Source organism: Lysobacter capsici (assembly GCF_014779555.2).
Lineage (GTDB): Bacteria > Pseudomonadota > Gammaproteobacteria > Xanthomonadales > Xanthomonadaceae > Lysobacter > Lysobacter capsici.
On the sequence record NZ_CP094357.1, the window covers coordinates 6,018,724 to 6,042,280 of the forward strand.

25 protein-coding genes are annotated in these 23,557 nt (G+C 66.1%); 9 read left to right on the forward strand and 16 right to left on the reverse strand.

The window, feature by feature from the left end:
- Positions 1–23 precede the first annotated feature (23 nt).
- Positions 24–545, forward strand: a complete 522-nt coding sequence (locus IEQ11_RS24870) for a hypothetical protein (RefSeq protein WP_191821549.1) — start codon at positions 24–26, stop codon at positions 543–545.
- Positions 546–568: 23 nt separating this feature from the next.
- On the opposite strand, the gene IEQ11_RS24875 is transcribed toward IEQ11_RS24870, so the two are convergent.
- Positions 569–1,117 carry an AAA family ATPase gene (locus IEQ11_RS24875; RefSeq protein ID WP_191821550.1) on the reverse strand — a complete coding sequence of 183 codons (549 nt, stop codon included), beginning with the start codon at positions 1,115–1,117 and terminating at the stop codon, positions 569–571.
- A gap of 516 nt (positions 1,118–1,633) precedes the next feature.
- On the opposite strand from IEQ11_RS24875, the gene IEQ11_RS24880 reads away from it, so the two are divergent.
- The gene (locus IEQ11_RS24880; RefSeq protein WP_191821578.1) at positions 1,634–2,305 is read left to right on the forward strand and encodes a glutathione S-transferase family protein; all 672 of its coding nucleotides are present in this window, start codon (positions 1,634–1,636) and stop codon (positions 2,303–2,305) included.
- Positions 2,306–2,413: 108 nt separating this feature from the next.
- Here the strand turns inward: IEQ11_RS24880 and IEQ11_RS24885 are convergent, their stop codons facing one another.
- The 5 genes from IEQ11_RS24885 to IEQ11_RS24905 all read right to left on the reverse strand — a co-directional run bounded on the left by IEQ11_RS24885 (position 2,414) and on the right by IEQ11_RS24905 (position 6,134).
- Positions 2,414–3,019 (reverse strand): TetR/AcrR family transcriptional regulator, encoded by a 606-nt coding sequence (locus tag IEQ11_RS24885; RefSeq protein ID WP_046658440.1) that lies wholly within the window; start codon positions 3,017–3,019, stop codon positions 2,414–2,416.
- A complete protein-coding gene (locus IEQ11_RS24890) occupies positions 3,019–3,513 on the reverse strand; it encodes a hypothetical protein (protein WP_036105430.1) in 495 nt (164 codons plus the stop codon). The genes IEQ11_RS24885 and IEQ11_RS24890 overlap by 1 nt, the downstream gene beginning before the upstream one ends.
- A gap of 287 nt (positions 3,514–3,800) precedes the next feature.
- On the reverse strand, positions 3,801–4,442 hold the full coding sequence (locus IEQ11_RS24895) for a GNAT family N-acetyltransferase (protein ID WP_191821551.1): 642 nt from the start codon (positions 4,440–4,442) through the stop codon (positions 3,801–3,803).
- 405 nt (positions 4,443–4,847) lie between these two features.
- Positions 4,848–5,360 carry a protein NO VEIN domain-containing protein gene (locus tag IEQ11_RS24900; protein ID WP_191821552.1) on the reverse strand — a complete coding sequence of 171 codons (513 nt, stop codon included), beginning with the start codon at positions 5,358–5,360 and terminating at the stop codon, positions 4,848–4,850.
- 330 nt (positions 5,361–5,690) lie between these two features.
- Positions 5,691–6,134: a GNAT family N-acetyltransferase gene (locus tag IEQ11_RS24905; RefSeq protein WP_228464532.1), complete on the reverse strand. Its 444-nt coding sequence runs from the start codon at positions 6,132–6,134 to the stop codon at positions 5,691–5,693.
- A 314-nt stretch (positions 6,135–6,448) separates the two neighbouring features.
- Between IEQ11_RS24905 and IEQ11_RS24910 the strand changes: the two genes are divergently transcribed.
- On the forward strand, positions 6,449–6,676 hold the full coding sequence (locus tag IEQ11_RS24910) for a hypothetical protein (RefSeq protein ID WP_191821553.1): 228 nt from the start codon (positions 6,449–6,451) through the stop codon (positions 6,674–6,676).
- 185 nt (positions 6,677–6,861) lie between these two features.
- Here the strand turns inward: IEQ11_RS24910 and IEQ11_RS24915 are convergent, their stop codons facing one another.
- Both IEQ11_RS24915 and IEQ11_RS24920 read right to left on the reverse strand, forming a co-directional pair.
- Positions 6,862–7,809 (reverse strand): TolB family protein, encoded by a 948-nt coding sequence (locus IEQ11_RS24915; protein ID WP_228464534.1) that lies wholly within the window; start codon positions 7,807–7,809, stop codon positions 6,862–6,864.
- A 10-nt stretch (positions 7,810–7,819) separates the two neighbouring features.
- Positions 7,820–8,896 (reverse strand): hypothetical protein, encoded by a 1,077-nt coding sequence (locus IEQ11_RS24920; protein ID WP_191821554.1) that lies wholly within the window; start codon positions 8,894–8,896, stop codon positions 7,820–7,822.
- A gap of 108 nt (positions 8,897–9,004) precedes the next feature.
- Between IEQ11_RS24920 and IEQ11_RS24925 the strand changes: the two genes are divergently transcribed.
- Positions 9,005–9,916, forward strand: coding sequence for a LysR substrate-binding domain-containing protein (locus IEQ11_RS24925; RefSeq protein WP_228464536.1), 912 nt, complete (start codon positions 9,005–9,007; stop codon positions 9,914–9,916).
- Between the two features lie 27 nt (positions 9,917–9,943).
- Here IEQ11_RS24925 and IEQ11_RS24930 read toward each other — a convergent pair whose 3' ends face one another.
- A complete protein-coding gene (locus IEQ11_RS24930) occupies positions 9,944–10,987 on the reverse strand; it encodes an alpha/beta fold hydrolase (RefSeq protein WP_191821556.1) in 1,044 nt (347 codons plus the stop codon).
- Between the two features lie 115 nt (positions 10,988–11,102).
- On the opposite strand from IEQ11_RS24930, the gene IEQ11_RS24935 reads away from it, so the two are divergent.
- The 3 genes from IEQ11_RS24935 (at position 11,103) to IEQ11_RS24945 (ending at position 14,843) form a co-directional block, all read left to right on the forward strand.
- Complete coding sequence (locus IEQ11_RS24935; protein ID WP_191821557.1) at positions 11,103–12,038, forward strand: LysR family transcriptional regulator; 936 nt, start codon at positions 11,103–11,105, stop codon at positions 12,036–12,038.
- A gap of 190 nt (positions 12,039–12,228) precedes the next feature.
- On the forward strand, positions 12,229–14,472 hold the full coding sequence (locus tag IEQ11_RS24940; RefSeq protein WP_191821558.1) for a TonB-dependent siderophore receptor: 2,244 nt from the start codon (positions 12,229–12,231) through the stop codon (positions 14,470–14,472).
- 218 nt (positions 14,473–14,690) lie between these two features.
- Complete coding sequence (locus tag IEQ11_RS24945) at positions 14,691–14,843, forward strand: hypothetical protein (RefSeq protein WP_191821559.1); 153 nt, start codon at positions 14,691–14,693, stop codon at positions 14,841–14,843.
- Positions 14,844–14,983: 140 nt separating this feature from the next.
- Here the strand turns inward: IEQ11_RS24945 and IEQ11_RS24950 are convergent, their stop codons facing one another.
- From IEQ11_RS24950 to gcvA, 4 genes are all read right to left on the reverse strand, one after another.
- Complete coding sequence (locus IEQ11_RS24950; protein ID WP_036105448.1) at positions 14,984–15,196, reverse strand: hypothetical protein; 213 nt, start codon at positions 15,194–15,196, stop codon at positions 14,984–14,986.
- 288 nt (positions 15,197–15,484) lie between these two features.
- A complete protein-coding gene (locus IEQ11_RS24955; RefSeq protein WP_191821560.1) occupies positions 15,485–16,435 on the reverse strand; it encodes a DUF2268 domain-containing putative Zn-dependent protease in 951 nt (316 codons plus the stop codon).
- Between the two features lie 137 nt (positions 16,436–16,572).
- Complete coding sequence (locus IEQ11_RS24960) at positions 16,573–17,379, reverse strand: thioesterase family protein (RefSeq protein WP_191821561.1); 807 nt, start codon at positions 17,377–17,379, stop codon at positions 16,573–16,575.
- 155 nt (positions 17,380–17,534) lie between these two features.
- A complete protein-coding gene (gene gcvA / locus IEQ11_RS24965; protein WP_191821562.1) occupies positions 17,535–18,440 on the reverse strand; it encodes a transcriptional regulator GcvA in 906 nt (301 codons plus the stop codon).
- A gap of 135 nt (positions 18,441–18,575) precedes the next feature.
- On the opposite strand from gcvA, the gene IEQ11_RS24970 reads away from it, so the two are divergent.
- The gene (locus IEQ11_RS24970) at positions 18,576–19,400 is read left to right on the forward strand and encodes an MBL fold metallo-hydrolase (protein ID WP_191821563.1); all 825 of its coding nucleotides are present in this window, start codon (positions 18,576–18,578) and stop codon (positions 19,398–19,400) included.
- Positions 19,397–20,263 (forward strand): MBL fold metallo-hydrolase, encoded by an 867-nt coding sequence (locus tag IEQ11_RS24975; RefSeq protein ID WP_191821564.1) that lies wholly within the window; start codon positions 19,397–19,399, stop codon positions 20,261–20,263. The genes IEQ11_RS24970 and IEQ11_RS24975 overlap by 4 nt, the downstream gene beginning before the upstream one ends.
- A gap of 45 nt (positions 20,264–20,308) precedes the next feature.
- On the opposite strand, the gene pgm is transcribed toward IEQ11_RS24975, so the two are convergent.
- From pgm to IEQ11_RS24990, 3 genes are all read right to left on the reverse strand, one after another.
- Positions 20,309–21,955: a phosphoglucomutase (alpha-D-glucose-1,6-bisphosphate-dependent) gene (gene pgm / locus IEQ11_RS24980; RefSeq protein ID WP_191821565.1), complete on the reverse strand. Its 1,647-nt coding sequence runs from the start codon at positions 21,953–21,955 to the stop codon at positions 20,309–20,311.
- Between the two features lie 170 nt (positions 21,956–22,125).
- Positions 22,126–23,151 (reverse strand): ACR3 family arsenite efflux transporter, encoded by a 1,026-nt coding sequence (arsB, locus tag IEQ11_RS24985; protein WP_191821581.1) that lies wholly within the window; start codon positions 23,149–23,151, stop codon positions 22,126–22,128.
- A 47-nt stretch (positions 23,152–23,198) separates the two neighbouring features.
- Complete coding sequence (locus IEQ11_RS24990; protein ID WP_191821566.1) at positions 23,199–23,555, reverse strand: ArsR/SmtB family transcription factor; 357 nt, start codon at positions 23,553–23,555, stop codon at positions 23,199–23,201.
- Positions 23,556–23,557 lie beyond the last annotated feature (2 nt).

The window sequence follows — 23,557 nt, forward strand, 5'->3', positions numbered from 1 at the left end:
ACGCCAAGGAACGAAGGCCCTCGATGTCGTACGCCGCCGAATTTGAAGGTCGTATCTTGCTCGACGACATCGTGCACGGCACCGCCGTTTCGGCGTATCTGAGCGAGGACGAGCTGGTTTTGAGCAAGGCCGGGAGCCAGCTGCAGAAATTGAATATATTCCTGCGCCCTTTCAGCCCATCGATGCTCCTCGAACACAACCCGCAACGGATGACAGACGGGGTGTTCTTCGAAATCAAAGGCACGAAAGTCGGCTCGGTCACTCACGGCCCGCTTGGGCATCCCGGCGACGGCGAGTTCGATTTTCGCGACGTGACGTCTTATCGACTGGACATGAAGTGTCTTTCCGACCGAATCAACATCGAAATCGGCGGTGCGACCACGGCCGGGATCAGCTGCCTGGACGGGCATACCTTGCTGTCGCCCATGCAATTTTCGGTGCGATTCGATATTCCAAGGCAAGGCATCGCCGAGTTCTTCAAGCTGACCGACGCGGCGCGGGACAGGCTGTTGATGGCCTTCGACTTGGCCTGTGCCGAAAGCTAGCTGGTGCGAGCCCGCGGGAGATGTCAGGTATCGGCCCGCACCGTTTCCAGAACGTATGCCAATCGCTCGCGCACCGACCGTTGGGGGATGGTGCGCAAGCGGTATCCATCCTCGACATAGGCGGCCACCGTGGGCTCGAACGACCGCGCCGCACGCTCGAATGGCGCGCGACGCCAGCGATCGCAGACGTAGATGTCCGGCCACGGCTCGGCGACGAACACGGTGCCGGCGTAGCGACGCCGCGCGGCTTCAGCGGCAAGACCGGGCTCGATCCGCAGACCGAGCAGTCGCATATGGGCCAGGCATTCGGGCAGGCCCCGATCGAAGAACACGGGCGAGCGCATCGCGCGAGCCGAATCGTAGGCCTGGATATTTCGTACCAGCACTGCCTCCATGAACGCCTGCAGATCGGTCCATGGATAGAGATGGCCGCCGCGCTGCTCCTGTTCCTGCACGATCGTCAAGGCGATTTCGGGAACCACGCAGTAGCCCAATTCGCCGAGCGCGTTCACGAGGGTCGACTTGCCGGCCCCGGAAGCGCCTGTGATTACGTAGAAGCGCGGATCGTCCAAGCGGCCATCTCTTCGTATGTTGAGGCCGATGCAGGCTCTGGCGGGTCCAGCGGTCGAGCCGTCCGCGCAGCAGCCGCCGTGATTGCCCGACGCTGGCCTGGCGCTGCCGGTATCCGCTTCGGGCAGTGGACAGCAGCGTGATCCGCGATTGTTTCATGGCGCAAGCGCATCGGGATCGAAAGCGCGGTGCGCTGCCGCGGGATCCGGGTCGATGGCGCGTTGGCCGTGACGGCCCCACCCAGGCCCGACGGGTCGCCGGCGGTAAGCGATGATCGCTGTCGACCATGGGCAGACGCGACCGCCGGACAGACAGGCCGGACCCTTGTCGATTTCGAGGCCGACCATTCGTCGATGTAAGGAACGCGGGCCTCCAGCAACCATGACGCGGATGCCCGACCGGTTCGCCAGCGCCCGCCTCATGTGTATCGGATGGCGGGCGCGGCGTTAGCCAACAACGCCTTCGTCGAACAACCACGTAACCCGCGGCCACGACCTACAAACCACCGGAGCAAACCGATGACCCCGACCATTACCGCATTCGAATCCTCGCCCGACCGCGGCAAGGGACTGGCGCGCGACATGCGCGTGCGCTGGACGCTCGAGGAACTCGGGCAGCCTTACCAGGTGCGCACGCTGTCCTTCGGCGACATGAAGCAACCGGCGCATCTGGCGCTTCATCCGTTCGGGCAGATCCCGACCTATGAGGACGGCGAGCTGGCGCTGTTCGAATCCGGCGCGATCGTGCTGCATCTCGCCGAGCGCCACGCCGGCCTGCTGCCGACCGACGCGAACGCGCGGATGCGCGCCATCGCCTGGATGTTCGCCGCGCTCAATACCGTCGAGCCGCCTATCGTCGAGCGGTCCATGGCCTGGATTTTCGAGCGCGAGCAGAGCTGGTACGCGCAGCGCCAGGCGATTGTGGACGAACGCGTGCGCCGGCGGCTAGGCGAGCTTTCCCGCCATCTCGGCGATGCCGAATGGCTCGACGGCGCTTTCAGCGCGGGCGACCTGTTGATGGTGTCGGTCCTGCTGCGGCTGCAAAGCACCGGCATGGTCGACGAATACCCCAACCTCGCCGCCTTCGTCGCCCGCGCCACCGCGCGGCCGGCCTATCAGCGCGCCTTCGAAGCGCAGCTGGCGGTATTCCTGCAGGCGCAGGCCGCGGACGGATCGTCGCCGGCGCGGTAGTTCTGCGCGCAGGCGACAATAAGGACAAGTTCTCCCGCTATGTCGCCTGCGGGATCGTGCTCTTACGCGGCTTGCGGCAGGCGCAACCCGACCCAAGTCGATGGACGATCAAGCCTTTCTCAGACGATCGGTAGCCAGCTTCGCGATCTGCCAGAACACCGACGCATCGCCGACCGCGCGCGCGGACAGCATCGCGCCGTGGATCGACGCCATGAACATGGACGCCTCGGCCGACGGGCTGTCGCTCAATCGCATCGCGCCCTTCGCCTGGCCTTCCTCCATGCTCGACGCGATCCAGGCATGCAGCTCGTTGAAATGCGCTTTGACTTCATCGGCGACTTCGGCCGGAATCGACGGCAGTTCCGCCGCCAGCAGCGCGCAGATGCAGATCGGCGGATTCGAGGCCTGGATGCATTCCGCCCAGAACCGGCTGTAGGCGACGAGGCGTTCGAGCGGATCGATGTCGAGCAGACTCAGCGATTGCAGGCCATGCCGGGTCGCTTCGCGGTGCACAGCGACCGTCGCCTTGACCAGATCCGCCTTGGCGGGGAAGTGATGGTGAATGCTGGCTTTTCTTACATCGACCAACGCGGCGATGTCGGCGTAGCTGAAGCCGTTGTAGCCGCCCTTGGCCAGCAGCTCATTCGTGCGTTGAATGATCTCCAGGGCTTTGAGCGAGTACTGCGCTTGCGACTGCGATCGGGACGACGGCATCAACGCCCTGCCTTGGCTTGAACGGATTTTCGCCGGCGCAGCGCGCGCATCTGCAACGGTACGCCGACGATCAGCGCCAAGAATAGTGCGCCCTGCACGCCGAGCAAAAGCGGGTCCTTCAGATCGGTCACCAGCGGCTTGCCGACGGGCAGCCTGCGTAAAGTTTCGCTGACCGTCGGGATCATCAGAAAAAACACGCTGAGGCTGAGCGAAACCGTCTCGATGTACTTGCCGAATCGCCGCGCCGCGGACCATCGCGAGATGCCGTAGCCCACCAGCAGCACCACGAGGGTGATGGTCGCAATGATCGAGCTGATGGGCTGATGCGCGATCGGATACACCGTCAGCACGCCCAGCAGCATGAACCAGAAATAGGCGCGCCCGGCCCGGGACTCGGGAACGATCCGCCCGTGCTTGACCAGCATGTAGGCGGCGAGCGGGATGGCGGGGAGGCTTCCCAGGGTGTGGAGCCAGCCGATTGGAGAGATGCCCATGGGGGTCGTTTCAACGGAAGGAGCATTCAGTCTACCTACCAATAGGTAGGCTGTCAATTGATGGGGAGGATAACCGGGTGATCCGGCGTTTAGGCGGCGGCTTCTGCGCCTGTGCCGGGTCGGCAGCGGGCCTGTCGGACTGGTTGCGGGGATTGCGGGCTCATGCTGTGAGCCATGAGCGGCAGCCGTAACGCAGGCCATGACGGCCGCCACGACTCAAGCGCTACGCGGCAAGTCCGATGGCCCCAGCCAGCGTGGCCCGACTGCGAAATCGGCCGCGCGCGGATTCAACTTTCAGGAATGGTGGCAGCGGCCAATGGCGCGAGCACCGTCCAGCCAAGATTCGCATAGAGGCTGCGACCGTCGTCGGTCGCGACCAGAAGCTGCGCAGTCGCAAGCGATTTTCTCGCCGCGCCCAGAGCGCTCATGACCGCGACGCCCAAGCCTTTGCGCCGATGCGGCTGCGCGGTCTCGATTCGATCGTAGATGAAGACATCCCTCGTTTCCGCCGCGCATCCGCTCGCGGCCACATCGCCATCGGGCGCGATGACGGTGGCGCGGGTGACCGAACCGGCCTGATGCAACTCCATCGCATAGCCGCTCGGCAACGACGCCGCGACCAGGGTCGCCGCCGTCGCGACCATGAAATAGTTCGTGGGCTGAATCTCCCAGCGAGCCGGCAATGCGCTTCGCAGTTCCTCGTCGGATCCGCACAGCTTCAGGTAATGCCGCGGCGCGGTGATGGCGTGGGCGATGTCGCGCAAGCTGTCGCATGGCTCGGGAAACACCCAGCGCTTCACTTCCTTCTCCGAATGGGTATCCACTCGGAAGCCGCCGCGATCGAGCACCGGCGGCGGGGAGTTCCGGGCGATGGAGTGGGCCGCCTGCCAGGCGAAGACGAGTTTAGGATCGACGCGGGACACAGTCATGATGGATCGTATGGGTGCGCGGATGAACAGGATTCTGCAATGAGCGCAAGTCGCGTGTCATCTCGGCTTCTTGCCGCAGCACCTGCGTGACTCACGACTAAAGCATCGCCTTGTCTCAACAGCTGAGACGATAGCTTTGGTGAAAACTGGAAAAATGATCCAAGCAAATCATGCAGTACAAGTGTTCCGCATATCCGGGTTCATGGCTACTCCCGCCTCGTATGCAGACATCCCCATCTACATCGAAAGATGTCCGTTTAGGATCGAGTGCAGCCGCTCACAATTACATGGGCTTCCGGAATAACGAAGTCCACTCCCGGCCAAAAACGAACACGCATTCGACACCAGAATTAAATCGCGCCGCGAGCCGCGTCGGTCCAAATTAATTGCTAGGTTCGTAGCCCACTACTCGGCCGGCCTCAACTGAATAGAAACCTGCCATGTGGTTGATCCTGCTCGCCCCATAACCTCAGGCAGCGAGCTAATTAGCAGTTCCTTCGTATGCTTGTTGAACAGAGCGATCTTGTAGCGGTCGCCAAGCTGGGTAGAAGCGGATATTTCGTTCTCAGTAAAAGCAAAGAAGAAACCTGAAAATCCTGGCTTGACGCGCTTTTGGGTAGCAGTCTTGACCTCGATGAATGTCATTTGCGGCAAGCGGTGGAATAAATCTTCCTCGCTATCAAACGAGATAGTTTGGCTTTCAGGAAGTGAAATGAAGTCGAACGCTGTTGCCTTGATTTCTATTCCTGTTCGCTTGAGCGCAGTGAGTAGGTTCCTACGTGCTTGACCCTTAGGCCGGGCAATCCAGTTAGGCGATGTCGAGCGCGCGGCCGATTCTCCCTGCGATCCATTGCTACTTGAGAGGCGCGCGAGATGAGAGCGCTTTGCTTCAAGCAGGGCAGTGAGCGATGTCGTCACGGCAATCACCTAACTACGATTAAACCCCGAAGCAGGGGGAGCCCGAATTTTTGGCATGCTTGCGAAAGACAGTCAACCAAGCCTTTCCTACAGAAGATCCTAGACCCAGATCAATTCCGTCGGGCTGGAGTGAGGCGAGAATTGATACGTTATGCGGGAAATCCAATGCGGCAACTCGGAAATTTCGTAGTCATAAGCAACCGAAGGCCGCAGCTCCAACGCCAAAACTGTCCGCAGATGACAACAACTCAGCAGCCGCTATGGATCAAAAACGGCCATTCAATGCGACGATCAAGCTGCACGCGAAATCACATGAACTCGAATGGCCGATCAGACACTACCCGCCAAGTCTGATTCGATATAACCGTTCGCAAGCGCCCACTGCGGATCGTCGTACTTCGCCATCGCGGTCGTCATCGGCCGATAGCCCAGCCGCGCATAGAAATCCTGTTTCCCGGGCACCGACTGCAGCATGACGTTGCGCGCTCCCGATCCCGACGCGAGCGCCTCGACCATCATTTTCCCCAGACCCTTGCCCTGGCAATCCGGGTCGACGACCACGTCGAAGATGATCGTCCAGCTGACCTTGTCGGTGAGCGCGCGCCCGGCGGCCACCAGGCGATCGCCGTCGTACGCGAACAACGCGATCTGGCTGTTGCGGAAGACCTGTTCGAGCGCGGCGGCGCTTCGTGCGCCGAGGGGCGCGCGGATAAACAGCTCTTCAAGGCAGGTCCAGTCGACCGACTCGATTGATTGGGAGATCGAAATAGCCAATAGCGGCTCCATCACGGACGGAATCGGGTCGCCCCGCGGCGAGGCGGCGACGGTGATGCGTATTGTCGCAGACACGAATCACGCGATGCCGATTAATTCGCGCGTCGATCGGCGCCGGGCGCATGGGCGGCGAACGACGATCGTCGCGGCGGGTTTTGCCTGGATGACGAAATCGAATTCGAAACCTTGTCGGCTTTCGTGAGACCGGTCGCCTTTCGCGCGGCCTGCATGGTGCGCCGCGTAATGCAAACGCGCGGTGGAAGCATCACCCTCGCTGGGTCGGCGACAAGTCGACGACATCGAAGGAGATAGGGATGAACCACAAGAAGCTATGGCTGGCGGCGGCGCTCGGGTTCGTTGCCGTCGCGAGCGGACCGATATCCGCGAAAGGCGGCTATCTGCCGGCTCCTGGCGAAGTACGCACCTATTACCAGAACGGGGTCGAGGTCGGCCGGGCCGTCCATAACCAATGCACGGGCCAGATCAGCATCCAGGGCACGGTCACGCCCGATTACATCGGCTCGTTCACGGTCAGCTGTTGATGCCGAAACGGCTTGGGTGAGGCCAGGCCCGCGGATCGGCCGCGCATATCGCTGTCGCCGTGCTCATTGCGCTGCTGCGCGCCGACAAGGGGGGCAGCAGCGCAACTTCGTCTAGATCGGATAGAACCGAAACTGCGCCATCGCATGTGTTCCCGCAGCGGACTCGACTTCGACTGCAGGCTTGGTTACCGATTCGATTTGTCCGTCGCCGCAGCGTCATCGAGCGCGTAGTCGACCAGATACAAGCCCATTTCGGCCGCGCCGTCGCGTCGGGTGGAAACGGTAAAGCGTCCGCGCGTGGACCAATCCAGCATCGGCCCATAGGTATCGTGTTCGCGGTTGTTCACCGTGTCGGGCAAGCGCTCGCCGGCATCGTAACGGCCGTTGCGCACGTGGCTGACGAACAGATCGGCGCGGTCCTTGCTGAAGTCCTTGGCGCGGCCGAACACCACGGTGGCGCCGTCGGCGAGAAAGGTCGCATCGAATTCGTGGCCCGCGGTATTGAGCGATCCCGGCAGACGTTGCGCGGCGGCGAAGCCCGCATCGACGCGCCTGGCCACATACAGATCCTGGCCGCCGGCGCCGCCGACGCGATCGCTGGAAAACAGCAGCCGGGTCCCGTCAGGCGACAGCATCGGCGCGAACTCCTTGCCGGCGCTGTTGACCGCGGCGCCGAGGTGCTCGACCGCGCCGAACCCCTGCGCGGTGACCGCCACCCGGTACAGATCGTCGTCGCCCACGCCGCCGGGGCGATTGGAGCTGAAATACACGTACCGGCCGTCGGCCGAGAAAGCCGGATCGAAGTCGCGGTCGGGCGTGTTGAACGACACCGGCGTCGAGTCGGTCCAGCGCGCGCCCTCGCGTCGCGACATCCAGATGTCGTAGCTGCCCGCGCCGCCCGGCCGGTTGCGGCTGAACCATAGCGCGGTATTGCCGTCCGGACTCAGGGTCAGGCGGATCCGGGCGAACTGGGCCGGCGCGACGGTCGGCGCGAACGCGGTCGCCTCGCCCACGATCCGCAAACCGCCGGCATGCGGTCGCGCGCGGTCGGCCGCCGCGCAGTCCCAGATCGAAGTCGTCGCCATCAACGCGATGACGAATGCGCAACACCGCGGCAAGTACGAACCTGGCATGGCCGGTCTCCTAATCGATACGCTGGAAGGTGCTGATCCAATTGGTTTCCCAGGTGGCGCCGCCGTCCGCGGACGCCGCCTGTTCCCATCGCGCCGAACGTGCGGTGATCTGCGACCACACCACGCGAGTGAGGATGGCCTTGCCGTCGTGCGTGTCCTCGCCCTGCAGCGTGCCGACGCCGTCGACGAAGCGCCCGCGCAGCGGCGCGCCGATGCGCGTGGGATCGCGGCCGTCGAGCCACCAGCTCAGCCATTGCCGGCGGTCGGGATCGTACTGACGCAGGCCGATGCCGCGCACCTCGCCACCCGGAAAGCGCATCAGGTTGTCGCCGACATTGCCGTGACCGCCCAGCACCGGCCAGTTCACCAAGGTGCCGTCGAAAACATCCCACTCGTCGCTGCCCGTCAGGCGCTGGCGCAGCCGACGATGCTGCACCTGCCAGCGGCCGACCAGAAACGCCCAGTCGTCCGGCGCATCCGTCAGCGGCGGCAGCGGTTTGGGAACAGCATCCGTGCGGGTGAACCAGTTGCGCCAATTGACTTCCCAGGTGGCGCCGTCGTCCGCGGAAAAGGCCTGCTCCCACCACGGACGCCGGCCGTGGATCGCGCGCCAGGTGAAGCGCATGACGATCGGCTTGCCGCGCAGCGTGTCGCGGCCGAAAAAGCGGCCGCTGTCGCCGTCGAACTTGCCGCGCACCGGCGGATCGATGTGGCCGGGCCTGCGTCCGTCGAGCCACCAGATCGCCCAGCTGTCGCTGACCGCATCGAAGGCGCGGATGCCCAGGCCGCGGTAGGGATCGCCGGGCAGGTCGACGAGGTTGTCGTCGATGGTGCCCAGCCCGCCCAAGGTCGACCAGACCGCGCTCTTGCCGCCGAAGTCCTGCCAGTCGTCGCTGCCGACCAGGCGCTCGCGCAGGCGGCGGTGGCGCACGTCCCAACTGCCGATCAGCCAGTCCCAATCGTGCGCGCGTCCTTTGGACCGGTGCGACGGTTCGGTCGGGGTTCGCGCCAGCGCGGCCGACAGCGGCAGCGCGGCGGCCGCCGCCGCGCTCCATACGTACCAGCGCAGGAAATCACGTCTGAGCATGCTCGCAGTTCCGATGGGCGGTAGCCGATGGTTGCAAACCGCCGCGCCGGTTGACCATCCGATTACGAGCCCGCAGGCTAAGCCACGCTTATGGTCGACACCCCTCGCATGCCGTCCCTGATCGCGATCCGCGCCTTCGAGGCGGCGGCGCGCCTGGGCAGTTTCGCTCAGGCCGCGCAGGAGCTCGACACCAGCGCCGCGTCGGTCAGCTATCACGTGCGCCGGCTCGAGGATCAGGTCGGCGTCCGGCTGTTCGTGCGTCACCCGCAGCGGGTGACCTTGACCGCGCCGGGCGAGGTCATGGCCGCGGAGGCGACCAAGGCCTTCGCCGCCTTGCGCGCGAGCTTCATCCGCGCGGTCGAGACCGATCGCTCGCAACTGAGCCTGACCGCGCTGCCGAGCTTCGGCACCAGCTGGCTGACGCCGCGGCTGGGTCGGTTCCGCGCGCGCCATCCGGACATCTCGCTGGAGCTGGACCTGTCGGCCGAAGCGCAGGACCTCAGCGCGGGCAAGTTCGACGCCGCCATCCGCAACGGTCACGGCCAATGGGCCGGACTGCACACCACCGAACTGTTTCCGAGCGTGTTCATGCCGCTGTGCGCGCCGGCCTTGCGCGCGGCCGCGGCCGCCATCGCCGATCCGCGCGAACCCGTGCGCGTGCCGCTGCTCGGCCGCTCCGATTGGTGGCAGCTGTGGTATCAGGCGCGCGGCTTCGCCGACGTCGATCTGCGCGGCCGGTTCGGCACCCATCTTTCCGCCGAATATCTCGACATCGCCGCCGCCATCGCCGGCCACGGCATCGCGATCGGCTCGCCGATCCTGTTCCATCACGCGCTGCAATCCGGCGAACTGGTCCCCGCCCACGACTTCGTCGCCCGCGACGGCCGTGCGTTCTGGTTCACCTGCCCGGCCGGGCGCCAGCACAGCGCGAAGATCGTCAAGTTCCGCGAGTGGGTCGGGGATGAAGCGTCCGCGGCGCGACATGCCGCGCGGCATTTCCTGGCGCCCTTGCATCGGTGATGCGCGCTAGGCGCTGCACCGGCCGGCTCAGTACCGATGCCGGCGCAGGAAGTCGCGCATCAGCCGGGCGATCTCGACGTAATGGGTTTCGGCGGCGAAATGGCCGGCGTCGAGAAAGTTGATCTCGGCGTCGGGCAGGTCGCGTTTGAAGGCTTGCGCGCCCGGCGGAATGAAGAACACATCGTGCTTGCCCCACACCGCCAGCAACGGCGGACGATACTCGCGGAAATAGTTCTGGAACGCGGGATACAGCGCGACGTTGCTGCGGTAGCTGAGGATCAGGTCGAGCTGGATCTCTTGGGCTTCAGGGCGGCGCATATGGAAGCTGTCGAGCTGATAGCCGTCCGGCGAGAGCCGATGCGCCGGCGCGCCATGCGCATGCTGGAAACGGATCGCCTCATCGGTCAACGCGGCCCGGCAGGCGTCGCGATTGTGCGCGCTGGGATCGCGCCAGTAGGCCTGCCACGGCTCCCATTCCTGGCTCAGCCCCTCGATGTAGGCATTGCCGTTCTGGCTGACGATCGCGGCGATGCGCTCGGGGTGTTTCATCGCCAGGCGAAAACCGATCGGCGCACCGTAGTCGAAGACGTACAGCGCATAGCGGGTGAGTTCGAGCGCATCGACGAACCCCGCCATCACCTGCGCCAGGCGATCGAAGCTGTACTCGAACGACGCGCGCGGCGGCGCCAGCGTGTTGCCGAAACCCGGCAGGTCCGGCGCGATCACCCGGTAGCGCTGCGCGAGCAAGGGGATCAGGTCGCGGAACATGTGGCTGGCGCTCGGAAACCCGTGCAGCAACAGCAGCACTGGCGCATCGGACGGCCCCGACTCGCGATAGAAAACGCTCACCTCGCCGACTTGCTGCGTGGCATAGCGAACCGATGCGGTCGCGGTGCTCGCTTCCAATGCCGATGGGTTGTTAGTCGTCGGCTTGCGCCCGTCGCCGTTGGCCCAGGCCGCGCCGCTGATCGCGCCCAGGCCGATCGCGGTGACGAGACTGCGTCGGCCTTGATCCAACGCGCTCTTGTCCAGCCCGCCCTTATTCAACTCGTTCCGATCGAACCCGTTCATCGCCAGTGTCTCCAACGCCGCTGCGTCCATCGACGCGTCGAGCGGGAGTCTAGGCAGTTTCAATAGCGGTAATAAGCCGGTACCGTGGAAATCCAATATTTCAGATGATGAAATCATGGACCGGCTCGACGCGATGCTGATTTTCCTGTCCGTGGTGGACAAGGGTTCGCTGGTCGCGGCCTCGCGCGCGCTGGGGCGATCGCCCGCGACCGTGACCCGCGCGGTGACCCTGCTCGAACAACGCTCGGGCGAGCGGCTACTGCACCGCAGCGCGCGCCGCCTGCGGCTCACCGACAGCGGCGAACGCCATGCCGCCGTGTACCGCTCGGTGCTGGCCGAATTGTCGGAGGTCGAGGACGCGGACAAGCGCGGGATCAAGAACGACAGCGCGCTGAGCGGAAGTTTCGCCATCACCGCGCCGGACTTGTTCGGCCGGCTCAAGCTGTTGCCGGTGGTCGAGGACTTCCTCGCCGAACATCCGCTGGTGCGCGCGCGGGTGCTGCTGTTGAACCGGATCGTGAATCTGGTCGACGAAGGCGTCGACATGGCCGTGCGCCTGGCGCCCCTGCCCGACTCGGGCATCGTCGCGGTCCGGCTCGGCGAGGTCAGGCGCCTGGTGTGCGCGTCGCCCGGCTACATCGCGCGTTGCGGCGCGCCGCGGGCACCGGCCGAGCTTCGCGCGCACGCCTGCCTCGGCGAGGACGAGGCGAAGGAGCGCGAGCTGTGGCAGTTCGTCGATCGCAGCTCGCCGCGCCAGCGCGCGATATCGGTCGCGGTGCAGCCGCGCATCGCCCTCAACGGCGCGGTGGCGGCGATCGACGCGGCGATCCGCGGCAACGGTATTTGCCGAGCGCGTTGCTATCAGGTCATCGAACACCTCGCCGCCGGCCGGCTGGTGCGGGTGCTGCCCGCGTTCGAACCCGAACCGGTGCCGGTGAACCTGCTGTTCCATCGCGTGCCGCGCCGCAATCGGGTGTTGCGGGCCTTCATCGATTACGCGACGCCGCGCCTGCGCGCGGAACTGACGGCGATCGCCGCGGCGATGGTGTAGGCGATGGCTCGACTTCGACGAAAACGATCCAGACGCGTGTGCCGCGCGCCCTGCCCCGGCCGGCCTGCGTTTTGAGAACCCCCGGCGGCGGCCTATAATCGCCGCTCGCCGCGGGCTGCACGCCGCGCGACCACCACCGCACCCTCAAGCCGACGCCAGAGGAATTCACCCCTTTCTGGAAGCGCTTGTCATGCCGGTTTCTACTCGTCCGTGGTTTTCCCGTCGCCTGCCTGGGTCGCGGCCGAATGGCCCGGGCTTACTCGCACCCAGCTCGCTCGCACTCAGCCTGCATCGCATCCTCGCGGCCGGCCTGCTCGGCCTCGGCGCCGTCGGTAGCGCCAGCGCGCAAACGTCGCCCGATCGCGATACGCCGCCGCCGGCAGCGGCCGATCCGCGGACCCTGGAAACCGTCGAGGTCACCGCCAACCAGCTCGGCACCGTCACCGAAGGCAGCGGCGCCTACACGCCCGGCACCATCGCCACCGCCACGCGCCTGGTGCTGACGCCGCGGCAGACCCCGCAGTCGATCAGCGTGATCACCCGCCAGGAGATGGACGACTTCGGCCTGACCGGGATCGACGATGTCATGCGCGTCACCCCGGGCCTGAGCATCGTCACCTACGACAGCGAACGCACCGAGTATTACGCGCGCGGCTTCGCGGTGCAGAACTTCCAGTACGACGGCATCCCGATGCAGCGCGATTCGGCCTATTCGGCCGGCAACACGCTCAGCGACATGGCGATCTACGACCGCGTCGAAGTGCTCAAGGGCGCGACCGGCCTGCTGACCGGCATGGGCGATCCGGGCGCGACCATCAACCTGATCCGCAAGAAACCCTCGCGCGACGCCGTGCGCGGCAGCGCCACGCTCGGCGCCGGTTCGTGGGACGACTACCGCGCCGAGGTCGACGTCGGCGGCCCGCTGACCGACGACGGACGCGTGCGCGGCCGCACGGTGGCCGCGTTCCAGGACGGTCACACGCACAGCGATCATTACCAGCGCAGCACCCAGGTGCTGTACGGCATCGTCGAAGCCGACCTGGGCGAATCCACCTTGCTGAGCGTCGGCGCCGACGCGCAGGACAGCGATCCCAAGGGCTCGAGCTGGGGCGGCATCCCGCTGCTCGACAGCAACGGCGACTTCAACGACAAGCCGCGCTCGTTCAACAACGGCGCGCGCTGGAGCCATTGGCGCCAGTACACGCGCACCGGTTTCGCCACGCTGGAGCATCGCTTCGGCAACGACTGGCTCGTCAAGCTGCAGCTCAACCATCAGGTCAACGGCTACGACGCCGCGCTCGGCGCGGCCGCGTCCGGCAATCCCGATCCGCTCACCGGCGCGGGGGTCGGCCTGTGGCTGGGCCAGTACATCGGCAAGACCGTCAGCAACGCCGCCGACGTATACGTCAGCGGCCGCTTCGATTGGTTCGGCCGCGAGCACGAACTGGTGGTCGGCGGCAGCCTGTCGCGCAAGCGCTGGACCAACACCGGTTACTTCGCGCCGGCCGACTATCCGACCGAGGTGCCCGATTACCGCGCATGGAACGGCGACATCCCCGAGCCGGCCTGGCAGCGCGGTTTCGGCGACAACGTCGTGACCCGCGAGAATGGCGCCTACATCGTCGGCCGCTTCGACCTGGCCGACCCGCTCAAGCTGATCGTCGGCAGCCGCATCGGCAGCTACAAGTCGGTCGACATCGACAAGAGCGGCGTGGTGGTGCCGTACGCCGGCGTGGTCTACGACCTGAACCGGAATTTCTCCGCGTTCGCCAGCTACAGCACCATCTTCAAGCCGCAGAGCTATCAGGACGAACGCGGCCGCGCGCTGGATCCGCTGGAAGGACAGAACTACGAAGTCGGCCTGAAGGGCGAGTTCTACGACGGCCGCCTCAACGCCAGCGCGGCGGTGTTCCAGCTCGATCAGGACAACTACCCCGATCCGACCGGCGGTCGCACGCCGTCGGGCGGCATCGCCTACCGCGCCCTGCCCGGCGTGCGCACCAAGGGTTACGAATTCGAGATCTCGGGCCAGTTGCTGCCGGGCTGGCAAATCCAGGCCGGTTACGCGCACAAACTCGCGCGTCAGGCCGGCGCCAAGGTCTCGACCCTGGAACCGGAAGACCAATTCAGCATTCACACCAGCTACCGTCTGCGCGGCGGTCTGCAGGGCTGGACCGTCGGCGGCGGCGCGCGCTGGCAGAACCAGACCTTCGGCTCGATCCCGCATCCGTCGCTGGGCACGGTCGAACACCGCACGCAGCCGTACTGGTTGCTCGACCTGATGACCCGTTACGAGATCAACGACAAACTGTCGGCGACGCTCAACGTCAGCAATCTGCTCGACAAGCGCTATTACACGATCTTCAGCTACTACAGCACCTACACCTGGGGCGAACCGCGCAACGTGCGCGTGGCGCTGACCTATCGGTTCTGACGAAATTCGCGACGAAAGCTATCGAAGATCATCGCCAGGCAACCGGAACTTTCCCGCAACCCCATCACTCCGACTTGTACCAGGCCCCTGCCGCGGCAACCGCGGCAGTTCGGCCGGACACAGCAGGAGCCAAGGATGTGAGCGAGCGAACGACCACGAAGCGGATCTGGTTCACGGCATCGGGCATCAGCCGCGACGGTTCGATAAAACATTTTGCGGTGTCGCGCAAAGCGGGCGCGATCTACATCCGCGACTTCAGCGGCAAGGAGCATCGCTGCAACCTGCCCACGCCCAGCATCGCCGCGGTGCGGCGGCTGATCGCCTCGCTGTTCAACGTGAGGATCAGCGGCGTGGTGATGCAGCCGGCCTAGAGGTTGTGCATCGACACACGGCCAGAGGACGCGCGGTCACTGCGCAGTCGCGCCGCGCATCGTCACCGGACGCCAAAACCAAAGCGCCCCATCCACACGGATGAGGCGCGCGCATCGACTGCCGCGGTGGCGATCCACGATCAGGGAATGATGCAGCCGCAATTGCGATAGCAGTGGTAGTACGTGACGTCCGTATAGCAATCGTCGCCGCCGCCGTCGGCCAGGCACTGATTGATCGCGGCCGTCTGGCAACGCGAGAAACAGCCGGAATTGCAGGCCGCGAACGCCGTGGTGGCGAAGCTCAGGCCGAACACGAAAGCACACAGGGTCATCAACTTGGTGGTGCGGATCATGCGTCTCTCTCCTTGAGGCCCAGGATCGGGCGCAGGCAGCCTAGCATCGGTGCTGCGTCGCGGAAGAAGGCGATTGCGCACCTGCGTCGCAGAAAAAACGGCTCCGTGTACGCACTAACGCGATCGAAGCGTCGCGCCGACGATCATGGGAACGTGGCGATTAATCGATCGCGCCGGTTCGGCATCGAACCGCGGAATCCTCGCCGATATCGGCACGCGATTGGCGCGACGGCATTCGACTCGATTTCGCACGGCGGTCGACTGGCGCGCCACCGAGCCTGTCGTCGTTCAATCCGCGGCTTCAATGGACTCCGGCAACTTCATGCCCGGCGTCCAGCCGCTTTTCGCCAGGAACGCCTTGGGATCGTCGAGTTCGATGATCTCCTTCAGCACGGCCTTTCGATCCTTCGCTTGCAGGTAATACGCCTTGACGATGCGATAGCCGACCCAGTAGCCCATGTCGTAGGGCTCGTCCGAACCGCTGCGGTAATCGTAGAACCACGCGGTCAAATCGATGCCGTCCATGTCGCGCACGAACGCCGATTCGATCTCAAGCTCCTTGCCGCGCGTCCAGCCCGCATGCTTCGCATTGGCGACCTTGCCGGAAATCAGTTCGCCGATGAATTCGGCCGCGCCTTCGGCCAGCGCGAACCGCAGCACCGTGGCGTTCGGATCGCCCTTCTCGAACTCGGTGACTATCGTCTGCTGGATGTGGGCGTATTCGTGGGCGATGACATGGACGAAACGGTCTTCCACGTCCGGGTTCATGAAGTCCGCGGCGCACAGGGCTTCCAGGCCGATGGTGACGCCGGCCGGGTTGGTGATGCCCACCGGCCGGCCGCGGCCGACCACGATCGCGACCGGCGGGAATCGCGCCTGCGGGTACAAGTCCGCGAGGCGCTCGAACGATACGACGAGGCGTTTTTTCACCGCCGGCAGCGCCGCGAGGCAGTCCTTGGCCTTCGCATACATGGCCGGATCGCTGGCCAGGCGATCGGCGATGCGCTGCGCGGTGACGCGGCGGAGCTTGGCGAACTCGTGCAGGCTCTGGGTGCCGCCGGCGAGGTAGTCCTGTTCGATCTGCGCCACGCTCGGCTTGCCGCCGGTGGCGTCGTACAGCGCATAGAAACGCGTGACATCGTCGATGCGGATGTCCGGGCCTTGCACCTTGCCGGCGTGAGCGGCGGCGGACGCTGCCAGCGCAGCGAGGAAAATCGTCAGACGCAATAGTGTCGGCATGATAGCGAACCTGGAATGGATTGCGTGGCGGCGCATCGGTCGCGGCCATCGCGTGGATAACGGCCCGGCGGTGTCACTCGATGCCGGCATGAAGGCTTCGCCTTGGGCTTGCGCCCGCCGCGAGACCGAAGCTTTGCTTACCGGCCGCGAGGCCGGATGGTGAGGCATTGCGACATCGCGCCGATCGGGCCGTGGCGGTCGTGAAGAATGCTGTGGGTCAGGCCGATGCCGTTGGCGCCGAAGCTGACGCTGGTATCGAGCCCCAGCCATTCGCCGCGCGGCGACGCGAACAGATGCGCGGTGAGATCGAGATTCGGAAACACGACCTCGTCGGTCGAAGCGCGCGGAGTGATGCCGTTGGCGATATCGAGCATGCCCAGCGCGCGCGCGGTGGCGCTGACCTGTTCGCCCGCGATCAGCGAACACGCGGTGCGCAGCCAATAGGATGCGCGTCCTGGTTCGACCTGCGCGCGACGCACCTCGACGCTGCGGACGAAGCCGCCCGGCCACACGCTGCCCGGTTCCCACACCGGCATGGTCTCGACCGGCGCGATCGGCGGCAGCGTGCTGCCGGCCCAGGCCGCGGTGTCGTAGTCCTGCATCAGCCAGGCCCGCAGGATCACCGCGACCCGGCCGGCGTGGCTCAGGCGCGCTTCGACCAGTTCGATCGTGCGGCCGGGCCGCAGCACCGCCACTTCGATGTCGACCACGTCGATCGGCAGCACCCCGAGGATGTCGTAGGACAGGCGCGCGAGCCGCAGCCCGTCGTCGCGTCGCGCATCGCGGTCGGCCTCGACCGCGTGGGCCAGCAGCCCGAACGCGGGTGCGATGTGCTGCTCGGCGGGGTTCCAGCCGCCGCCGACCTGCTCGGTCGCGCGGAAACGATGGCGGTCGACCCGTTCGAAATACGCCGCCGGTGACGGCGGGCCTGGCGAATGCGGCATCTGCGGTTCTCTGCTGCGCGGGCGCTGTTGCGCGCGCTTGTCGGGATGGTACCGATTCGGACGCGATCCACTGTTTTTTTTCGTCACCGCCGCGGCGCGATCGGGCGCGACCGGCTCAGCATCGACTGCGCACCGCGGCGGCGCGCGACGATCGCTCAGGCCGCGCATGCCTCGTTGCGCAACCAGCGGCAAAACGCCTCGACCGCCGGCGAGGCGTCGTCGCCTTGCCGACGCACGATCCAGAAACCGTAGGCGTTCGCCAGGACCGGCTCGAAGGGCTTGATCAGGCGGCCGCGCCGCAGATCGTCCTCGACCAGCGGTGCCACGCCGAGCGCGATGCCGTGCCCGGCGACCGCCGCTTCCTGGGCCAGGTAGATGCTCGCGAACACCGGACCGCGCGTCGCGTCCACCTTGTCCACGCCGCTGGCCTTCAGCCACGCCGCCCAATCCGGCACGCCGGCGCGGCCGGTGGCGCTTTCGTCGTGCAGCAGCGTGTGCTGCCGCAGATCGTCGGGCGTCGCCGGCGGCGACTGTCCATCGGCCAACACCGGCGCGCAGACCGGGAACACCGGCGCGTCCAGGAATCGCTCGGCCCGCACCCCGCTGTAGCCGCCCGGCCCGTAACGGATGGCCACGTCGATGCCGTCGCGGACGAAATCGGCCGGCTCGTTGCCGGTCTCGATGCGCAGCTTGAGCTCGGGGCAGTCGCGATGGAAGCGGTGCAGCCTCGGCGCGAGCCACTTCGCGGCGAACGATTCCATGGTGCTCACGCGCAGGTGCGCGGTGGTGGGCGCGATGGCGCGGTCCAGGGCCAGATCGAGCGAGGCGAACAACTCGCCCAGCGACGCGGCCAGCGCATCGCCCTCGGCGGTCAGCTCGACCGCGCGATGGCCGCGGTGGAACAGTTTCACTCCCAGGTAAGCCTCCAGGCGCTTGACCTGATGGCTGACCGCGGCCGGCGTGACGAACAACTGCTCGGCGGCGAGCTGAAAACTCAGGCATCGCGCGGCCGCTTCGAAGGCCCGCAAGGCATTGAGCGGAACTGGATGGCGGGGCTTCACGAGGAACCTCGAACGCACGGTGCCGGGGTCGCATCCTATCAAGTTAGTTTTACTAAGGCGTGCGCGAAAACATCTCGTTTGTCGGCGACGGCGCCGGCGGAAATGATGCGGCCATCGAAACGGCGGACACGCGGCATGCGATTCGAACTACTGGACCAGGACGTAGCGATGTTCGTCGGCGACGATCACGAATCGGTCGCTTGCGCCTTCTTCGACGGCGACGACGCGCTGCTGGTCGATACGCTCGGCAGCCTGGACGACGCGCGCTGGCTGCGCCGCGTGCTGTGCGAGGAACTGGGCAAGACCGTGCGCGCGATCGTATCGACCCACTTCATGAGCGACCACCTCGCCGGCCTGTCGTTGTTCCCCGACGCGCTGACGATCGCGCATCGGCATTACCGCCACTGCTTCCTGTCGCAGAACCAACGGGTCGACAGGTTCTATCGCGAACCGCGGCTGCTGTTCGACAGCGCGATGACGCTGCGATGGGGCCGGCACGAACTGCGGCTGATCCATAACCCCGGCAAGACCATGGATCACCTCAGCATCGACGTCGCCAGCGCCGATCTGGTCTGCGCCGGCGACAACATCGTCGGCAACATCGTGTACCTGTCCAAGGCCGATCCCGAACTGATCCGCGCGGCGATCGAACGAATGCGGCAATTCGGCCGGCGCAGCGTCGTCGGCGGGCATATCGGCCGGTTTCCCGCCGCCGCGCTCGACAATGCGCTCCATTACCTGGACCAGTTGCAACAAGCGGTCGTGCGCATCCGCGTGGCCGCGACCGCGCAGGCCATCGACGATCGCATCGCCGCGATTGCGATCGAGGCCTGCCTGGCGCCACGGGTCGAACCGACCGGCTTCGAACGCGAATGGCATCGACGCAATCTGGATGTGATCGTCGCCCAGTCGGTGTTCGCGCTCGATGCCGCGCTCGCGCCGCGGGCGGTGCAAGCATGAGTCGCGACGATCTGACGCTGCGCCGCCGCATAGGCCGGCGCGAGTTCCTGTCCGGTTGCGCCGGCCTCGCCGCCGCGGCCTTGCTTCCCGGTGCTCGCGCGTTCGCGGCCACAGGCAGCGACGAACTGCGCATCCAGCGGCTGGCGTGGGCGGGCATCCGCCTGCAACTGCCGCAGGCGACCTTGTTCATCGACCCGCTGATCAATCCCGATGCCTGGGGCGCCGCGCTCAAGGACCCTCTGATTCGCGTCAACGATACCGTCGGCGATACCAGCGTCCTGATCACGCACGCGCATCCCGACCATTTCGACGCGACGGCCGCGGCGCAGGCGCTGAGCCAGGGCGGCACCCTGGCGTATCCGCTGGGAACCAACCCGCTGCCCATGCCCGCGAAGGCGCGCGCGCGGCCCAGCGCGCCGTGGGAGCCGCAACTGCTCGGCGACTTCACCGCCACCGCCGTGCCCGCGTCGGACGGTTACGGCGATCCGCAGGTCTCGTGGGTGGTGTCGGCCGGCGATCGCCGCATCTTCCACGGCGGCGACACGCTCTGGCACGGGCACTGGTGGCGGATCGGGCGCCAGTTCGGTCCGTTCGACGCGGCCTTCCTGCCGGTCAACGGCGCGCGCTTCGGCTGGCGCAAACCGGTCAGCGGCCTGCCCGGCGTGCTGACCCCGGAACAGGCGGTCGCGGCCACGACCATCCTGCGCGCGCGCCGCTTGATTCCCATCCACTACGGCGTGACCGGCATGGACGACTACGTCGAAGTCGACGATCCGATCGGCCGCTTGCGCGAGGCCGCGCGCGACAAGCCCGTCGTCATCCAGCCGATGGCGCCGGGGACGTGGCTGGACTGGACATCCTGACAACGCATGCCCGCGATCGATCCGATCGCGAGCGCCTTGGCCCGGTCATTCCAGCGCCGCATCCACGATCTGCTGCGCTTCTTGCAGCAACCGCCGCAGCTGATCCTCGCTCTTGAAGCTTTCGGCGTAGATCTTGTAGATCGCCTCGGTGCCCGACGGCCGCGCGGCGAACCAACCCTCGGCGGCGACGACCTTGATCCCGCCGATCGCCTCGCCGTTGCCGGGCGCCGCGCTGAGCACCTGTTCGATGGCGTCGCCGGCCAGGCGGTCGGTGCGCAATTGCGCCGGCGACAGCTTCGATAGTTTCGCTTTCTGCGCCGGGGTCGCGGCCGCATCGATACGGCTGGCGAAGGGCTTGCCGAGTTCGTCGGTCAATCGCGCGTAGGCATCGCCGGGGTCCTGGCCGCGACGCGCGGTGATTTCGGCCGACAGCAACGCCGGCACCAGGCCGTCCTTGTCGGTCGACCAGGCCGTGCCGTCGCGCCGCAGCAACGATGCGCCCGCGCTTTCTTCGCAACCGAAGCCGAGCGAGCCGTCGAGCAGGCCGTCGGAAAACCATTTAAAACCCACCGGCACTTCAAACAGCCTGCGGCCCAGACGCTTGACCACGCGATCGATCAGCGCGGTGCTCACCACGGTCTTGCCGACCGCGGCCCGGTCGTCCCAGTGCGGCCGATGCTGGAACAAATAATCGATCAGCACCGACAGATAATGATTCGGCTCCATCAAGCCGCCGCTGCGGGTGACCACACCGTGGCGGTCGTGATCCGGATCGCAGGCGAAGGCCACGTCGTACTGGTCTTTCAACCCGATCAGGCGCTGCATCGCGTAGTTCGACGACGGGTCCATGCGGATCTTGCCGTCCCAATCCGCGGTCATGAACGCGAAGCGCGGATCGACCACGTCGCTGACCACGGTGAGGTCGAGCCGGTAACGCTCGGCGATCGCGGACCAATAGCGCACACCCGCTCCGCCCAGGGGATCGACGCCCATGTGCACACCGGCGCCGCGGATGAGATCGAAGTCGACGATGCTCGCCAGATCGGCGACATAGGTGTTGAGGTAGTCGTGCTCGTGGATGCACGAGGCCGCGCGCGCCTGTGCGTACGGCATGCGCTCGACGCCTTTCAGCCCGGCCTCGATCAATGCGTTCGCGCGATGCTGCACCCACGCGGTGATCTCGGTGCCGGCCGGGCCGCCGTTGATCGCGTTGTACTTGAAGCCGCCGTTGTCGGGCGGATTGTGCGACGGGGTGATCACGATGCCGTCGGCCAAACCGGTGGCGCGGCCGCGGTTGTAGGCCACGATCGCGTGCGAGATCGCCGGCGTCGGGGTGAATTCGCCGCCGCTCGCGATCATCGTCTCCACGCCGTTGGCGGCCAGCACCTCCAGCGCGTTCTCGAACGCCGGCTGCGACAGCGCATGCGTGTCCAGGCCGATGAACAAGGGCCCGTCGATGCCCTGGCTGGTGCGGTAATCGCAGATCGCCTGGCTGATCGCGAGGATATGCCAGGCGTTGAAACTGCGATCGAGCGAGCTGCCGCGATGGCCGGAGGTGCCGAAGGCGACGCGCTGCGCCGCGACCGACGCATCGGGGCGCAGGTCGGCATAGGCGGACAGCAACGCCGGGATGTCGGCCAGAATCGAGGCCGGCGCCGGCTTTCCGGCCAATGGACTGATGATCTGGCTCACGGATGCGATCGCATGGTTGCAATGCCCTGCCGATGGATGCGGCTTGCACTGTACAAAGCCGCGCGTGAGCGCGGCGATGAAAGCCTCGGCATCGGCCGGATGATCCTTCGGCGGCTCGATGCCGTAACACACTGCAGCGCGGCGCCATGCCTTAGCCCAGGCAGACGCCGTCAAGCGCGTGCTTCGTACCAGCCCTTGGACGCATTGACGATACGCACCACCGACAGCATCACCGGCACTTCGACCAGCACGCCGACCACCGTCGCCAGCGCGGCGCCGGAATGCACGCCGTAAATGCCGACCGCCGCGGCGACGGCGAGTTCGAAGAAATTGCTGGCGCCGATCAGCGCCGAAGGCCCGGCCACGCAATGGGCGACGCCAAGCTTGCGATTGAGCAGATAGGAGACGCCGGAATTGAAATAGACCTGGATCAGGATCGGCACCGCGAGCATCGCGATGATCGCCGGCTGGGCGACGATCTGCCGGCCCTGGAAACCGAACAGCAGCACCAGCATCGACAGCAGCGCGACCAGCGAGATCGGCCCGAGCCGCTGCAGCAACGTTTGCAACGCGGCCTCGCCGCCTCGCGCGAGCACCGCCTTGCGCACCACCACGGCGATCGCCACCGGCACCACGATGTACAGGCCCACCGACAGCATCAGGGTCTGCCACGGCACCGTGATCGAGGACAGCCCCAGCAGCAGGGCGACGATCGGCGCGAACGCCACCACCATGATCAGGTCGTTCAACGCGACCTGACTCAGGGTGAACTCCGGGTCGCCGTCGCACAGGTTGCTCCAGACGAACACCATCGCCGTGCACGGCGCGGCCGCCAGCAGGATCAGCCCGGCGACATAAGCGTCGATCTGCTCGACCGGCAGCCACGGCGCGAACACATGGCGGATGAAGATCCAGCCCAGCAAGGCCATCGAGAACGGCTTGATCGCCCAGTTGACGAACAAGGTCACGCCGATGCCGCGCCAATGCCGGCCGACCCGGCGCATCGCGCCGAAATCGATCTTCAGCAGCATCGGCACGATCATCAGCCAGATCAGCACGGCGACCGGCAGATTGACCCGGGCGATCTCGAGCGCGCCCAGCGCGGCGAACGCATCGGGAAACCCATGGCCCAGCGCGGTGCCGGCGACGATGCAGGCCGACACCCACCAGGTGAGATTGCGTTCGAACGAGGCCATCCGCTTGGCCGCTGGCGGCGCCTCGACGGCGGCGTGGCCGCGGTCGCTCATCGGCCGCCGGTCTTGCATGTCGTCACCGCGGTCGTGCATTGGTTCGCGTCCGGCCCGCAGGCCTCGGCGTCGCCGGCGCAGCAGTTGTGGGTCAGGAACGCGATCAGGCCGTTCATCGCCTCGAAGTCCGCGCGGTAGTTGACGTAACGCCCGCGCGCCTCGCCGTGGATCAGGCCGGCGGCCATCAATTCCTTCAAGTGGAAGGACAAGGTCGCGCCCGGCAGCGACAGCGCCTGTGCCAGTTCGCCGGCCATGCGGCCGCCATGTCCGGCTTCCACCAGCTGGCGGAAGATCGCCAGCCGCGAGGCATGGCCCAGTGCGGCCAGGGATTGGGTTGCCTCTGTCATTTCCATTA